At 61.7% G+C, this 13,663-nt stretch carries 14 protein-coding genes and 2 pseudogenes; 11 read left to right on the forward strand and 5 right to left on the reverse strand.

Annotated features, from left to right (window positions below):
• Positions 1-21 precede the first annotated feature (21 nt).
• Genes OEG82_RS23675 through OEG82_RS23695 form a run of 5 tightly spaced genes read left to right on the forward strand, consistent with a single transcriptional unit; the run spans position 22 to position 3,693 of the window.
• Positions 22-1,029 (forward strand): nucleoside hydrolase, encoded by a 1,008-nt coding sequence (locus OEG82_RS23675; protein ID WP_267615081.1) that lies wholly within the window; start codon positions 22-24, stop codon positions 1,027-1,029.
• 5 nt (positions 1,030-1,034) lie between these two features.
• Positions 1,035-1,958, forward strand: a complete 924-nt coding sequence (locus OEG82_RS23680) for a nucleoside hydrolase (RefSeq protein WP_267615082.1) — start codon at positions 1,035-1,037, stop codon at positions 1,956-1,958.
• A gap of 12 nt (positions 1,959-1,970) precedes the next feature.
• Positions 1,971-2,612 carry a cysteine hydrolase family protein gene (locus tag OEG82_RS23685; protein ID WP_267615083.1) on the forward strand — a complete coding sequence of 214 codons (642 nt, stop codon included), beginning with the start codon at positions 1,971-1,973 and terminating at the stop codon, positions 2,610-2,612.
• Entirely contained in the window at positions 2,609-3,103 is a 495-nt protein-coding gene (locus OEG82_RS23690) for a MarR family winged helix-turn-helix transcriptional regulator (protein WP_267615084.1), read from the forward strand. The genes OEG82_RS23685 and OEG82_RS23690 overlap by 4 nt, the downstream gene beginning before the upstream one ends.
• Complete coding sequence (locus OEG82_RS23695) at positions 3,100-3,693, forward strand: amino acid synthesis family protein (RefSeq protein ID WP_267615085.1); 594 nt, start codon at positions 3,100-3,102, stop codon at positions 3,691-3,693. The genes OEG82_RS23690 and OEG82_RS23695 overlap by 4 nt, the downstream gene beginning before the upstream one ends.
• Positions 3,694-3,970: 277 nt before the next feature.
• On the opposite strand, the pseudogene OEG82_RS23700 reads toward OEG82_RS23695, so the two are convergent.
• From OEG82_RS23700 to OEG82_RS24350, 4 genes and pseudogenes are all read right to left on the reverse strand, one after another.
• Positions 3,971-5,742, reverse strand: a pseudogene (locus OEG82_RS23700) (hydantoinase B/oxoprolinase family protein).
• Positions 5,735-7,441, reverse strand: a complete 1,707-nt coding sequence (locus tag OEG82_RS23705; RefSeq protein WP_324289001.1) for a hydantoinase/oxoprolinase family protein — start codon at positions 7,439-7,441, stop codon at positions 5,735-5,737. The pseudogene OEG82_RS23700 and the gene OEG82_RS23705 overlap by 8 nt, the downstream one beginning before the upstream one ends.
• Positions 7,442-7,466: 25 nt before the next feature.
• Positions 7,467-7,814: pseudogene (locus OEG82_RS24265) on the reverse strand (hydantoinase/oxoprolinase N-terminal domain-containing protein); the annotation flags it as partial.
• The gene (locus OEG82_RS24350; protein WP_425497670.1) at positions 7,811-8,173 is read right to left on the reverse strand and encodes a DDE-type integrase/transposase/recombinase; all 363 of its coding nucleotides are present in this window, start codon (positions 8,171-8,173) and stop codon (positions 7,811-7,813) included. The pseudogene OEG82_RS24265 and the gene OEG82_RS24350, both read right to left, overlap by 4 nt.
• Positions 8,174-8,382: 209 nt before the next feature.
• Here OEG82_RS24350 and OEG82_RS23715 point away from each other — a divergent pair, with 209 nt between their 5' ends.
• Positions 8,383-8,910 (forward strand): CopD family protein, encoded by a 528-nt coding sequence (locus tag OEG82_RS23715; RefSeq protein ID WP_267615086.1) that lies wholly within the window; start codon positions 8,383-8,385, stop codon positions 8,908-8,910.
• On the opposite strand, the gene OEG82_RS23720 is transcribed toward OEG82_RS23715, so the two are convergent.
• Positions 8,880-9,395, reverse strand: coding sequence for a DUF2231 domain-containing protein (locus tag OEG82_RS23720; protein ID WP_267615087.1), 516 nt, complete (start codon positions 9,393-9,395; stop codon positions 8,880-8,882). The two genes, OEG82_RS23715 and OEG82_RS23720, sit on opposite strands and share 31 nt — an antisense overlap.
• A gap of 27 nt (positions 9,396-9,422) precedes the next feature.
• Between OEG82_RS23720 and OEG82_RS23725 the strand changes: the two genes are divergently transcribed.
• From OEG82_RS23725 to OEG82_RS23745, 5 genes are read left to right on the forward strand one after another with little or no spacing between them, the layout of a single operon-like run.
• Positions 9,423-10,079, forward strand: coding sequence for a cytochrome c oxidase subunit II (locus OEG82_RS23725; protein ID WP_267615088.1), 657 nt, complete (start codon positions 9,423-9,425; stop codon positions 10,077-10,079).
• Positions 10,076-11,659, forward strand: a complete 1,584-nt coding sequence (locus tag OEG82_RS23730) for a cbb3-type cytochrome c oxidase subunit I (protein ID WP_267615089.1) — start codon at positions 10,076-10,078, stop codon at positions 11,657-11,659. Before OEG82_RS23725 ends, OEG82_RS23730 begins: the two co-directional genes overlap by 4 nt.
• Positions 11,596-12,558, forward strand: coding sequence for a cytochrome c oxidase subunit 3 family protein (locus tag OEG82_RS23735; protein WP_267615090.1), 963 nt, complete (start codon positions 11,596-11,598; stop codon positions 12,556-12,558). Before OEG82_RS23730 ends, OEG82_RS23735 begins: the two co-directional genes overlap by 64 nt.
• Positions 12,555-12,881 (forward strand): hypothetical protein, encoded by a 327-nt coding sequence (locus tag OEG82_RS23740; RefSeq protein ID WP_267615091.1) that lies wholly within the window; start codon positions 12,555-12,557, stop codon positions 12,879-12,881. Before OEG82_RS23735 ends, OEG82_RS23740 begins: the two co-directional genes overlap by 4 nt.
• Complete coding sequence (locus OEG82_RS23745; RefSeq protein ID WP_267615092.1) at positions 12,869-13,486, forward strand: cytochrome c oxidase assembly protein; 618 nt, start codon at positions 12,869-12,871, stop codon at positions 13,484-13,486. The genes OEG82_RS23740 and OEG82_RS23745 overlap by 13 nt, the downstream gene beginning before the upstream one ends.
• Positions 13,487-13,663: the final 177 nt, after the last annotated feature.

A 13,663-nucleotide genomic window follows, 5' to 3' on the forward strand; every position in this document is an offset into this window, starting at 1 on the left:
ATTCTTCCGCGGGCCTGCGTCATGACTGAAAAAATTATCCTCGACATCGACGGCGCCGGCGATGATATCCTCGCCGTGCTTTACGCCGCCGGCAATCCGGCCATCGACCTGCTGGGCGTGACCTCCGTGACCGGGGCAGCCGGCGCTGTCGAACAGGTGACCAAGGTGGCGCTCAACGCGCTGTCGCTGGCCAGGCGTGAGGACATTCCGGTCGCAGCCGGAGCATGGCGGCCAATTGTCGGCAATTCAAAGGCCGACACCGATGCACCGGTAAACGTCGAAAAGAAGTTGCAGACGCTGCTTGGAGACCGGCTCAAAGGCTTCAATCCGCCCGCGCCGGAGCCTACGCACAAGGCCATTGACCAGCATGCTGTGGACTTCATCATCGCTCAGGTGCGGAAATATCCGGGCCAGGTGTCGGTTGTCGCGACCGGCCCGCAAACCAATGTGGCACTGGCTCTGCGCATGGCCCCCGACATCGCGCAACTGGCCAAACGCTTCGTGGTTCTGGGCGGGTGTTTCACAACGCCGGGCAACATCACGCCGGTGTCTGAATACAATATCTGGGCCGATCCGGAAGCCGCGCGGGTGGTCTTGGGTTGCGGCGCACCGGTAACACTGGTGCCACTTGATGTATGCGAAGACAACCGGGTGGCCGCATCCATGCTGACGCGCGACGATCTTGCCGATCTGACCTTTGCCGCACCTGACAACCGGGTCACCACCTGGGTATGCGAAACCTTCCCTGTCTATGTGGATATCTGGCGCAACTTCTTTGAACTGGTAGGCTTTCCGCTCGACGACGCCATTGCCGTGGCAACCGTCGTTCATCCCGAACTGTTCGATTTCGCGCCGCCCTGTTTCGTTGATGTTGCCCTGTCCGAACGGCTTGTCCGTGGACAGACGGTTGCGCATCGCGGCGTGCAGATCCTCGACTTTGACGGACCGAAGACGACGTCTGTGGCTCGCAACATTGACGGCCGGTCGTTTATGGCTGGCTTCAAATCCGCTCTCGTTGCACTGGGATAATTGATATGACAACACCGATCCTTATGGACTGCGATCCCGGCCACGACGACGCCATTGCGCTTGTCATGGCCCACAGGTCCCCCGCAATCGACCTGCGTGCTGTAACCACTGTCTGCGGCAATGCGACAATCGAGCGGACAACCGCCAATACCCTGCGGATTCTCAACTTGATCGGCTGCGATGCGCCGGTTTATCAGGGCTGCGCAAATCCGCTCGTCCGCGATCTCGTGCTGGGCACGGCTGACGGGCCGTCAGGGCTTGACGGGTCACCCTACCTGCCGGAACCCGGCACTCTGCAAACGGACATTCATGCCGTCGATTTCCTGGCGCAAACGCTGATGAGCGCTCCGGAACCCATGGTGATCGTTGCAACGGGCCCGCTGACAAACCTGGGAATGCTGTTTCTGAAACATCCCGAAACTATTCCGAAGATCGCCAGGATCATTTCCATGGGCGGGGCTTTCTGGCGCCGTGACGAAACCATCACGCCGACCGAGTTCAATATTTTCTGCGATCCGGAGGCAGCCCAGATCGTGTTTGACAGCGGTGTCGACGTGTTGATGGTCGGTCTCGATGTAACCATGAAGGTGCTTGTCGAAGCGCCGCAGTTTGAGACTCTGGCCAAAATCGACACCGATCTCGGGCGTGTGGTGCACGACTGGCTGCGCTATTATGAGAAGCTCCATCGCGGCCAGATGGGCATCGGCGGTGCAATGCATGATCCCTTGGCGTTGGCTCTTGTTATCGATCCGACGCTGGTCCGTTCGCGGCCGGCTCATGTCGCTGTCGACTTGACAGGAACGTATATGTTCGGTGCCACGGTCGCTGACTTCTGGAACGAACGCGGCATTCCCGCCAATGTGCAGGTGGCGTCAGAAGTCGACGCTGACCGGTTTTTCGAATTGCTCTGGTCGCTGATACGCGATTGACAGGAGGTCTTTATGGACGACGTTTTCTCGGCACACCGGCACGAGGCCGGCACCACATTGCGGCCTGCCTCCGCGGCGCTGGTCATAGTTGACATGATCAACGAGTTCTGCAAGCCGGGCGGAAAAATGGTGCTGCCAGGCTATGAGACACTCATTCCCCGACAGCAGGAATTGATCACGGCTGCCAAGGCCGCCGGAATGCCGGTGATCTTCGTGATCGACAGCCATCGCAAGGGCATGCGCCGCGACCGGGAGTTTTTGAAGCGGACAGCACATGGCGAAGAAAACAGCTGGGCCACGCAGGTTGTGGATGAAATCGCGCCCGGTCCCGACGATATCGTGGTGATAAAGCATCGCTACTCGGCGTTCTTCCAGACCGATCTCGATCTCGTCCTTAAAGACATGCTGATCGATCAGATCCTCGTTTGCGGGGTGGTTACCAATATCTGCGTGCGCTCGACCGTCCATGACGGGTTCTTTCTTGGCTACGATGTCGTGGTGCCTTTCGATGCTTGTGCGGCCACCGGCCCGCGCGAACAGGATTCGTCCCTGTATGACATTGCGACCCATTTCGGAACCGTTGCCCCGACAAGCGAGGTGACAACAGCCATTGCCGAGAAGGGTGAACTGATCAACAGGGTGTTTGAATCGTGACAGATGACACCGGAACTACCGAGGCGCTGAAAACTGTTGATTTCAGTCTGGAAGTTCACAACGCCCACTTGATCCGGCGCGCGCATCAGCGCGCAACGGTCATGTTCCAGCAGATGCTTGGCAGCCACAAACTGACCCCAACCCAGCTCGCAGTGCTTGGCACACTCGACCGTTCTCCGGATCTGCCGCAGAACGAACTCAGCCGGCGAACCGCTATAGATACAGCCACTCTGAGTTCGATGTTGCGTCGGCTCGAGGCCGCTGGGCTGATCGAACGCGTGCCTTCGTCCCCGGATCAGCGGGTCCAGCTCGTCCGGCTGAGCGATCAAGGCCGAGAGGTGACGCGACCGATGATCCCGATCTCGATGCAGCTCAGTGCCGCTTTGCTGGACCCTGTTCCCGCTGCCGAGCGTGCCCGTTTTGTTGAACTCCTGACCCTCGTCGGGGCAGATCCCGACAGCGCACCTCAAACGAAAGACAAAACCAAATGACCATTACCCCTGACGATTTTCCGATCCGCAAGATTGCCACCATCGTCGAAGAAATCCGCCACGATGGCGGCCCGCCGGCCACCGTGCCGCGCCGTCGAGCCGCCGCTCTGGTTCTTGTCAAGAACCCGTTTGCCGGCGCCTATCATGCGGAACTGCAACCGGCCATGGATGCGCTCAAACCGCTGGGTCTCGAGATGACCAAACGGCTTATCGCCGCGCTGGGAGGGATTGACGGTGTGGACGGATACGGCAAAGGCTCGCTTGTTGGTTCGGCGGGAGAACTGGAGCATGGCGCGCTTTGGCATGTGCCTGGCGGCTATGCCATGCGCGATGCCCTGGGAGAGGCCTTGGCCATCGTGCCCTCGTCGAAAAAAGTCGGTGGTATGGGGGCCAGCCTCGACATCCCGATTGGCCACAAGGACGCAGCCTATGTGCGCAGCCACTTCGATTCGATGGAAGTCAGCTTTCCCGATGGCCCCAAGCCCGACGAGATCCTGTTCGCCTTGGTGATGACCTGTGGTCCCCGTGTGCAGAACCGGATGGGCGGGCTCGAGGCCGAAAATATCTCGGTGCGGGACGGCCAGCGCTAGCTGTGAGCCTTCCATTTTTGACAGGAAAACATCCTCGCGCGGAGCGGTGCATCGCGCGAGGTATTCAAGGACGCTGGTGTGGCAAGATATCCCGGCGAGATCCGGTCCGGGCGCGTGGGCTGCCATCGTAGCACCAGCCCGAGAGGCCATCGTTAAGGCCTGAACTTTCAATACGACAGTGCCTCACGCGACGCTGCAGCCTTCTGCTCCGGTCATAAAAACCCGGCGCTCGCTCGCGATCGCTTCAGGATGAACCATTCCCGCCATAACCACGTTCTTATGCACTCTGGCCGGGCGCCTGTTTATTGCGGAGGTCAGCTGTTGCCTGACTATCGACCGCGTTGTCCCTACCGACCACGACACCAAAGAGCTTTGCAGCCTCTGCGACGGAATAATAGCCCATCGCCACGTCATCGGCGACTTTTGACGGGTCGCGCTGGAGCGGGTCACCATAACCACCGCCACCAGGCGTGGTGATCTCGACAAAGTCACCGGCTTTCATCGCCAATCCTTGCTCCTTAGAGAGATGTGGCGGTGTGTGAACCGCACGACCCTGTCGGTGCACCCGGATGGCACCGGGCGTCCCGTCGCCACCACCACGCACACCGGGCGGACCAAAGCGGTTATGGTCCATCACGAACGACGCGGTGCTGTCGCCGCGAAGGATCTCGACCGTATAGTGCAGACCAAAGCCGCCGCGATGTTCGCCGGCGCCCCCCGACCCTTCCGCCAGTGCATACGCGCGGAACAGCACCGGAAAGGTTTGTTCGGTGATTTCAACCGGCGGTGACTTGGAGATTCCGATGGTGGAACAGCCATTGCTGATGCCGTCCCCATCCACATAGCCGCCGTAACCGCCACCGGTTATCTGGTACATGACGAAATCGCGCCCCCGGTCGGGGTCGCTGCCGCCCAGAACGAAATTTCCACTGGTGCCGGCCGGAGCTGCCGTCACACGGTGCGGCACCGCCTCGACGAGAGCCAGAAACACCACCTCCGCAATTCGCTGAGATACCTCTGCGGCGCAACCGGATACGGGCCGCGGATATCGGGCGTCCAGAAACGTACCGTCAGTGCCGATGATCTCCACCGGTTCAAACGCGCCCGCATTCAGCGGAACATCGGGAAAAATGTGGCGCAAGGCGAGATAGACAGAGCTGTGTGTTGTTGCCAGAACGCAGTTCATCGGTCCTCGGCAGGGGGGCTGGAGCCCGCGAAATCAAAGACAAGGCGATTGTCCGGGGTCCGTGTCACGCTCAGTCTGATGTCAAGCGGGTCGGGATCAATTCCATCGCTGTCGATATGCGCGATCGCTGAATAACGGCCTTCCGGCAAGGTGTCGACCATTGCCGTCATCTGCCGTGCGGCGCGGCTGCGGACTTCTGCGATCGCCCCGGCAACCGTGCCATCACCGTAACGGTCGAGAAGTTCGGCCAGTCGTTCCGCACCGACGCGCAGTGCTGCCGCCTGAGCGGTGATATCGCCGATGCGTTGCTCGGCAACCCGAATGTTGGACTTGATGATTGACAGTATCTCACGATCCAGGACGTCTTTTTTGAACAGTTTAACCGGCGGCAGGCGTAGGCCCTCCTGTTCGATCTCGGTTGCTGAAGCAGAAAAGCCGCCTGGCACGGCACCACCCACATCGGGCCAATGGCCGACATTGGAGAGCCAGCAGAATATCTGACCGTCGCGCCAGAAAGGCGTGGCGAAGCGGACGTCCATCAGATGGGTTCCGCCCAGATACGGGTCGTTGACCGCGTAGACGTCGCCCGGCTCGGGCGGGGCCACGGCGCCTTCACGGATGAGGCGGATGATATGGGCGGTCGATGCCTGCATGGTGCCGGTGAACACAGGCAGCCCGCGCGCGCCCTGAGCAATCAATGCACCATCAACGGCTGAATAGATCCCGTCCGAGCGATCATCGGCCTCGGATATGATGGGCGAAAATGCAGCCCTGCTGAACACCAGATCCATTTCATCGCAGACCTGCTCCAGCCCGGCCTGTATGACTGTCAGTGTGATTGGATCGATTGTGGGATCAGACATCACCGCGGTCTCCGTGCTTGGAAATGACAAGGGTGTCGGTGTCATCGGTCACGGCAATATCTCCGGGCTCCAGAACAGTCGTGGTGTCCAACTGCGTCAGGATTGCAGGTCCCGCAATCCGTGCGCCTTTTGGCAATCGCGCCCGGTCGATGACCGGTGTATCGTGGGTCTGGCCATCAAAGCGGACAGGTCGCCGTCCTGTTGTCGCATCCGCCACAGACGAGGCTCGCCCTTCCTGAGGTAACAGGCCATCCAGTTCAACCCGTTGACGAACGCCGATAACCGAGGTTCTGACGGTAAAGAGCGTTGCGCGGACTTCGGGCAAGCGGACACGGAAGCGGTCATAATAGGCTTCGGCAAACTCGTCGTTCAGTCGCTCGAGGTCGATGCGGCCTTCCGCAAGCGGGACTCGGATAAGATGCGTCTGTCCGGTGAATTTCATGTCGACGCTGCGCTCGATTTCGATACGCTGAGACACGACAGCTTCACGTGCCAATGCCGCGCGTCCTGCGTCCAGCTGGTCCGCAAGAAGCCGGTCGATCGCCCCCGCGTCACAAGTATCGAGCGGCGTATTGACCGTTTGGACCGCTTCGTGCCGCAAGTCAGCTATGAGACAGCCAATCGCGTTGGTGATGCCGGGCCTTGGCGGGACAATAATCCGAGGCACCCGCAACTCGCCAGCCACCGCCGAGGCGTGCAGCGGTCCTCCGCCGCCAAAGGCAAACAATGCGAAATCCCGCGGATCATGACCCCGATCGATCGAAATCAGCCGGATGGCACCGGCCATACGCAGGTTGGCGACCTTTAACGCGGCTTCTGCCGCCGCGTAGGCATCGAGACCCAAAGGGCCGCAAAGATCGCGCTCGAACGCTGCAGCGATCTCGTCCCGTGACGCAGGGTTTTCCACTCCAAGGAGGCCTGACGGCTCAAGCCGCCCCAGCAACACATTCGCATCGGTGATCGTTGGCCGTGTTCCACCTCGGCCGAAGGCAATCGGACCGGGCACTGAACCCGCACTGTCGGGGCCGACCCGCAACAATCCGGCCGGATCGATCCACAGGATTGATCCGCCGCCAGCGCCGATGGTCCGAACATCCACCATCGGCACGTGGATAGGCAGGGCATAATCGATCTCGATTTCGGAGGAGACCAATGGTCGCCCGTCGGCGATAAGGGCGACATCCGTCGAAGTGCCGCCCATATCATAGGTCATCAAACGCCCTAGACCCGCATCCACTGCCGCACGCGCGGCTGCGATCACCCCCGAGGCTGGCCCGGACATCACGGTCCGCGCCGCTTCTTCCGGTGCTCGGCTGGCTGAAACCGTACCGCCGTTTCCGTTCATCAGCAAAAATTCCCGGTCATAGCCCGACTGGGCCAGCCCCGAACTCAACCGCCGGACATAACGTTCCAGAATAGGCCGAACAGAGGCATTGACCGCCGCAGTTACCCCCCGTTCATACTCGCGCACCTCGGGAACCAGCCGGTGTCCGAGCGTGATGTTGTCGTTCGGCCATACCTCGCGCAAGATGCGTTCGGCCAACAGTTCGTGATCGGAATTGGTGCTGGCATGGAGGAAATGCACCACCACGGATTCGCACCCCTTGGCCAGCAGGCTCCTGGCAGCTTCCCTGACTTCGTCCAGATCGAGCGGAATGCGGATCGTTCCCTTGGCATCGATCTCGCTCCGTGACCTCAAGACGCAGATCACGAGGGATGATCGGGGTAAACTTGCCCATCAGTCCGTAGGCATTGGGCCGCGTCCGGCGCCCCAACTCGATCACATCCCGAAAGCCGCGGGTTGTGATCATTCCGGTCCGCGCCATGCGGCGCTGCAACAGGGCATTCGTGGTAATCGTCGTCCCATGAACGATCAGCGAGACTGCCGAGAGCGGCCAGTCAAGTGCGCTCAAGGCGTTGATCACCCCGACTGAGGGGTCGTCTGACGTGGTGGGATGCTTGGCCACGCTGATCTCGCCGGTTTCCCGATTCAGGGTGACGACGTCGGTGAACGTGCCACCAACATCGACTCCGATGATAATTCCGGTTTCGATTTCGTTCTTTTCCTTCACGCGGATGTCCTGCCTGATTTGTCCTTCGGCAGATTAGGCAAAAAATAGTTCGTACACAAACAAATATTTGAACGGCAATTCAACCTTCTATTTTTCAATGATAAATTCATGTTGCGCCGATGCTGAAGCCCTTTGTGAGCACGATGATCGGCGTCCGGTGCTTGATGCGAGATCGGCCTGACGTCGCTGTGCAGCTTGTCTGCTATGGCGAGCTGGGGGTGGCCAAAATGAATGATCGGCCGTGCCATGAAGCGCTTGGCGGCCTTTGTATGGCGCTGGGCCTGGACAAGGATATCGAGCACATCGATATTCGTATCTGCTGCGCGCCACAGCCCATGCTTCACGCTGTTGAACGGGATAAAACTTTATCAAGATGCCATTTGTCGTCCGGCCTCGGCCACAGCGGAAGCTGATCGCAATTGCGGGACCCTTGCGGACCGGGCGATGTTTTTTCGAAGTCGGATCCTTGGCGGGACAGCGGCCGTGGAACAAACGGGCGGCTTGTCTGTTTACCTCATGACGCTGTGTTCCGGGGAAACAAGATGAAGCCGCAAAGTCAGCCAGAGCCATGGGTCGTGTTGCGGTGACCGAGTGGCTGGTTTCCACCGTTCCGATCTTCAAGGCATTGCACCTTTTGGCACTCGGCATCTGGTGCGGAGGGCTGATTGCGCTGCCGCTGATGCTGGCGCGCCACGATTTCATCGTTTCGCGTGATGAATACCGGATCATCCGTCACCGCACCCACCAGGCCTATACCACCATCGTCACGCCGGCGGCGGTGATCGCGGTGATCGCAGGCACCTGGCTTGTCTTCCTGCGCCAGGCATTCGTGCCTTGGTTGTTCGCCAAACTGGTTTTTGTCGCTGTGCTTCTGGTTGTGCATGTGTGGATAGGCCACAATATCGTGCGGATCGCGGAGGAGCCGGGGGATCACAAGCCGCCAAACCCCTATCTGCCTGTGACCGGTGTGCTGGCCTGCTCGACCGCGATCCTGCTCATGGTGTTGGGCAAGCCCGACCTCGACTGGATCCTCATGCCCGAATGGCTGCGTGTGCCGCGGGGCGGTCATTTGCCTTTCGACGTTCCAAGCCGGTAATCGAAAACGAGTTTGCCACCATGCCACCCAGTGAAGCTCACCACCAGAACGCCAAGCATCGAGAGCAGGATGCCATAGGGAAGCACGGCGCTTTCATAGCCAAACAGCCGAAACCCCCAATTGGCGCCGAGAAGCGACAGCAGCGTGACCGCGATGATGAAATGGGTCCAGGCCGCGGCCCGCACACGGATGCCCGAAACCAGCAGCAATTCGGCGGTTCCCGACAGCCCCGCCAACATGCCGAACAGGAATGCGGCGCCAACCGCCCACAGCGCGCCGCGCGCCCAGAACGGATCGCCTGTCCACCAGTAGAGAGCGTCGGCGAAAAACGTGCAGAAGGTCAGGGCGATGGGGAACGAAACGCTCATGGCGTGGATCGGGTGGCCGAGTATGGCAATCCGGGACTGGGTATTGTCAAAGCCGGGCTGTTCAGCCACGGGATCTGCGAACTGCTCGTCCTGGCCTTCGATCTTTTGCGTCGGCATGGCGCCCGCCTCCTGAAGCTGTGTGTTTTGTGCATAACGCTCGAAACCCTTTCGGGTTGCACCGGAGACCTGTCGACGCTCGACCCGGCGGGTCCGGCGGCGCGTTCGATCGCCACGCTCTGGTGGGGCATGCTGATCGGGTTCACCGCAATCTTCGTGTTTGTGATGATGCTGCTGGCGCTTGCCTTCCGGCCCGCCGGAGCCGGCCCCGCCCGGGCTGCCGGCGAGAGGCTGTGGATCATCGGCCTGGGCCTGGTGTTCCCGGCCGTCATCCTGCTCTGCCTGCTCGGTTACGGCCTGTGGATCGGGGAGCGGCTTGTCCCGCGCAGCGGCGCAGATGTGACACGGATAGAGGCGGAAGCGCGCAAATGGTCGTGGCGCTTTTCCTACGAGCACGATCCCGGGCGCAGCACGGAGAATGTCCTGCACATACCCGCCGGGCGCCCTGTCGACATAGCCATCACCACGGCGGATGTGATCCACAGCTTCTGGGTGCCGCGGCTGGCCGGCAAGCTCGACGCGATCCCCGGCCATGTCAATGTGCTCAGGATCGAAGCCGACGCGCCGGGCAGCTATGACGGACTGAGCGCCGAGTTCAGCGGCCGCGGATATGACAATCATCGGTTTGCCGTCATCGCGCATGGACCCGAAGACTGGCAGAAATTCCTGGAGGGTGAGCAATGAATGCACTGGCGCGCCATCGCAGGCTGACGGCGATCTGGTCTTCCGAACCGGGCTGGAAAGGCTGGTTGTCGACCGTCAATCACAGCGATGTCGGACGCATGTTCATCGTCACCGCATCCTTCTATTTCCTGGTTGGCGGCATTCTTGCCATGCTGATACGGGCGCAGCTGGCGACTCCGCATTCGGCGTTTGCCGGGCCGGAAATCTACAGCCAGCTCTTCACCATGCACGGGACCATCATGATGTTCCTGTTCGCCATCCCGATGATCGAGGGCCTGGCGATCTACCTGCTGCCCAAGATTCTGGGCACGCGCGACCTGGCCTATCCCCGGCTCACCGCCTATGGCTACTGGTGCTATTTCTTCGGCGGCGCAATGCTGCTGGTCTCGCTTGTGTTCGGCATCGCACCCGACGGCGGCTGGTTCATGTATCCGCCGCTGACCGGCCGGATCCATTCGCCCGGCATCAACACGGATTTCTGGCTGATCGGCATCACCTTCGTCGAAATATCGGCAATCTGCGCGGCGGTGGAGTTCACCGTCTCGATCCTGAAATACCGCGCTCCCGGCATGACGCTGGCCAGGATGCCGGTGTTTGCCTGGTACATGCTGGTGGTCTCGCTGATGATCCTGACCGGGTTTCCGCCGTTGATCCTTGGATCGATCCTGCTGGAGCTGGAACGGGCCTTTGCACTGCCGTTCTTTCAGGTGGAACTCGGCGGCGACAGCCTGTTGTGGCAACATCTTTTCTGGCTGTTCGGCCATCCCGAGGTCTACATCATCTTCCTGCCCGCGGCGGGAATGGTCTCCACCATTTTGCCGGTGATGTCGTCGACCACGCTGCTCGGATACCGCTGGGTGGTGGCCGCCGCAGTCGCCCTGGCGATCCTGAGCTTCGGGTTGTGGGTGCACCACATGTTCACGACCGGCATCCCGCATATGGGGCTCGCCTTCTTCTCCGCCGCCTCGACGCTGGTTGCGGTGCCCACGGCAATCCAGGTCTTTGCCTGGATCGGGACGATGTGGAAAGGCACACCGCGGCTGCGGCTGCCGATGCTGCACATCCTCGGCTTCTTCGTCACCTTCGTCATCGGCGGGCTGACCGGCGTCATGGTGGCGGTGGTGCCTTTCGACTGGCAGGTGCACGACACCGCCTTTGTCACCGCGCATCTGCACTATGTGCTGTTCGGCGGCTTCGTGTTTCCTGTGCTGGCCGGAATTTACTACTGGTTGCCGCTGGTGACAGGCAACAGGCGGTTTTTCCGTCTCGGCGAAGTGGCCTTCGCGCTGATCTTCACGGGCTTTCATGTCACCTTCCTCGCCATGCACTGGGTCGGCCTGATGGGGCAGCGGCGGCGGATATCGACCTATGCGCCGGAGGACGGCTGGACGGCGATCAACCTGATCTCCTCGGTCGGCGGTTTCGTGATGGCATTCGGGCTGGCCGTCGTGCTGATCGAGGTGGTGCTCAGCTTTGTCGTGCGCCATCCCGCCCCCGTAACCCCTGGAACTCGGGCATGCTGGAATGGGCGATCCCGAGACCGTCCGCGGCCTATAATTTTGCGAGCCTGCCGCGGGTGAATTCGCGCGAACCGCTGTGGGATGACCCTGGTCTGCCGGCGCGGCTCGCACGCGGGGAGGGCTATCTGGGCGATGCGGCAAGCGGGCGGCGCGAGACCCTGATGATCGACAGCGCAACGGCGGAACCTGAACAGCTGGTGATCTATCCCGCCAACACGCGCCTGCCGATCGCACTGGCTGCGGTCACCGGCGTCTTTTTCCTCTCGCTTCTCGTCAAGCTCTACCTGATCACGCCGGTCGCCATCGCTGCCGTGGCTGCGCTTGGCTGGCGCTGGGTCTGGCAGCTGGGATCAAGGCAGGATGAGGGAGACCAGCTCGTCGGTCGCGGCGTGGCCGTTCCCACCCTCGCAGAGGTCAGCCGGCCGCCGGGCTGGTGGGGGTCGATGTTCCTGCTGGTGGCGAATGCGACGCTCTTCGGCTCGCTGCTGTTCGGCTACGCGTTTCTCTGGACCATCGCCCCGGGCTGGCCGCCGCCGGCCTTCATCGCGCCATCGCTGCTGACCATGCTCGTCGCGGCGGGCGGTGCAGTGCTTGCCGTTGCCGGCGTGACGTTTTCAGGCCGCAGCAATCAGAAGGGCGGCACGCCGGTTCCGGGGCTGCTTGCGGCGGTTGCCGGCGCTCTGGGCCTGGTCGCTGCATTTTCGATGATGCTGTGGAGCGCGCCGCCGGCGACGGGCCACGCCTACAACGCCACGATCCTGGTGCTGGGGTGCTACGGGCTGGCCCATGCGGCGCTGGCCAGCCTGATGCTGATCTTTGTGCTGGCCAGGCACCGGGCCGGCTACATGTCGCAGCGGCGGCGGGGAGAATTGTCGATCGTCAGGGTATGGATCATGTATCTGTTCGCTGTGACAGGTCTTGTCGTGCCGGCCGTCTATCTTCCGGGGCTGGTGACATGAAGGACCTGTTGCGGATACTCGTCTCGCCGTTGGTCTGGCTTGCCTCGTTCAGCGCCGTCTATGCGCTGCACGGGCTTGTCTGCCAGCTTGATCCGGGCCCATCGGGCCTCTTCGGCGTGTCCTGGGGCCGCATCACGCTGGGTGTGGCTTTCGTGCTGGCCGTACTGGTCCAGGCCGGGCTTCTGGCGCTGCTGTATTCGCCGCGATTTGGCGCAGCGCCCGGCTTTGCCCGCAGCGTCAGCCGCATGAGCGGCTGGGTGGGGCTGGCCGCCGCGCTCTGGACGCTGTTTCCCACGCTGGTCATCTCCTCATGCGGATGGTGAGGCTGTGGCCGCTTGCAGCGGGCCTGTTGCTGCTTGCCGGTCTGTGGCTGGGGCCTTTGCCCGGCATGGCGCGCCGGGCGTTTTCGCCGCACATGATCCTGCATCTGGGTGTCATGGTGGTGGCCGCGCCGTTGATCGTCATCGGCCTCATGCGGCTGTCACCGCCGGACCTTGCGCCGCGGTTTTGGTATTGTGGTGCCTTGGCTGCCTCGGTTTTCGATTTTGCCGTGGTCTGGGGCTGGCATGTGCCGGCGCTGCATGAGGCGGCGGCACGGCTCGACCCGGCCTTCGCGCTCCAGCAATTGAGCTTTCTTGCGGCCGGGCTGTGGTTGTGGTGGATCTGCCTTGCGGGCCGTGATGCCGGGTCCGGTGCTGCGGGAGCCTTTGCGATGCTGTTTGCATCCATGCACATGGCCATGCTCGGCGTGCTTCTCGTCCTCGCGCCGGCGCTCGTCTACGCGCCACAATTCTGCCTCGGCGCCTTCGGCCTCGATCCGCTGCAGGATCAGCAGCTCGGCGGCGGCCTGATGGCCTTGCTCGGTGCGCTGCCCTATGTGGCGGGCGGCGCCTATCTTGCCTCACGCCTTGCGGTGCAGGAAGCCTGAGGAGAGCGTCCGGACCGTTCCCGGACCAGTCGAGCCCGCGACGAGGCCTGGCCTGATGTGCCGTGCCGCTCCACTGTGCGCCGGAACCTTGTTTCGTGCTTTTCTTCCGGCCATTGGCCAGCGCCACGGATCTTCAGCCCGCCCTTCGCTTTGGCGCAACTGCTGCCCGAACGCCGC

It is taken from the genome of Hoeflea ulvae (genome assembly GCF_026619435.1).
GTDB classification, from domain to species: Bacteria; Pseudomonadota; Alphaproteobacteria; order Rhizobiales; family Rhizobiaceae; genus Hoeflea; species Hoeflea ulvae.

Coding starts and splice junctions, on each gene's coding strand:
- OEG82_RS23675 (WP_267615081.1), top strand. CDS start 22: ATGACTGAAAAAATTATCCTCGACATCGACGGCGCCGGCGATGATATC.
- OEG82_RS23680 (WP_267615082.1), top strand. CDS start 1,035: ATGACAACACCGATCCTTATGGACTGCGATCCCGGCCACGACGACGCC.
- OEG82_RS23685 (WP_267615083.1), top strand. CDS start 1,971: ATGGACGACGTTTTCTCGGCACACCGGCACGAGGCCGGCACCACATTG.
- OEG82_RS23695 (WP_267615085.1), top strand. CDS start 3,100: ATGACCATTACCCCTGACGATTTTCCGATCCGCAAGATTGCCACCATC.
- OEG82_RS23715 (WP_267615086.1), top strand. CDS start 8,383: ATGGGTCGTGTTGCGGTGACCGAGTGGCTGGTTTCCACCGTTCCGATC.
- OEG82_RS23720 (WP_267615087.1), bottom strand. CDS start 9,395: ATGCCGACGCAAAAGATCGAAGGCCAGGACGAGCAGTTCGCAGATCCC.
- OEG82_RS23730 (WP_267615089.1), top strand. CDS start 10,076: ATGAATGCACTGGCGCGCCATCGCAGGCTGACGGCGATCTGGTCTTCC.
- OEG82_RS23735 (WP_267615090.1), top strand. CDS start 11,596: ATGCTGGAATGGGCGATCCCGAGACCGTCCGCGGCCTATAATTTTGCG.
- OEG82_RS23740 (WP_267615091.1), top strand. CDS start 12,555: ATGAAGGACCTGTTGCGGATACTCGTCTCGCCGTTGGTCTGGCTTGCC.
- OEG82_RS23745 (WP_267615092.1), top strand. CDS start 12,869: ATGCGGATGGTGAGGCTGTGGCCGCTTGCAGCGGGCCTGTTGCTGCTT.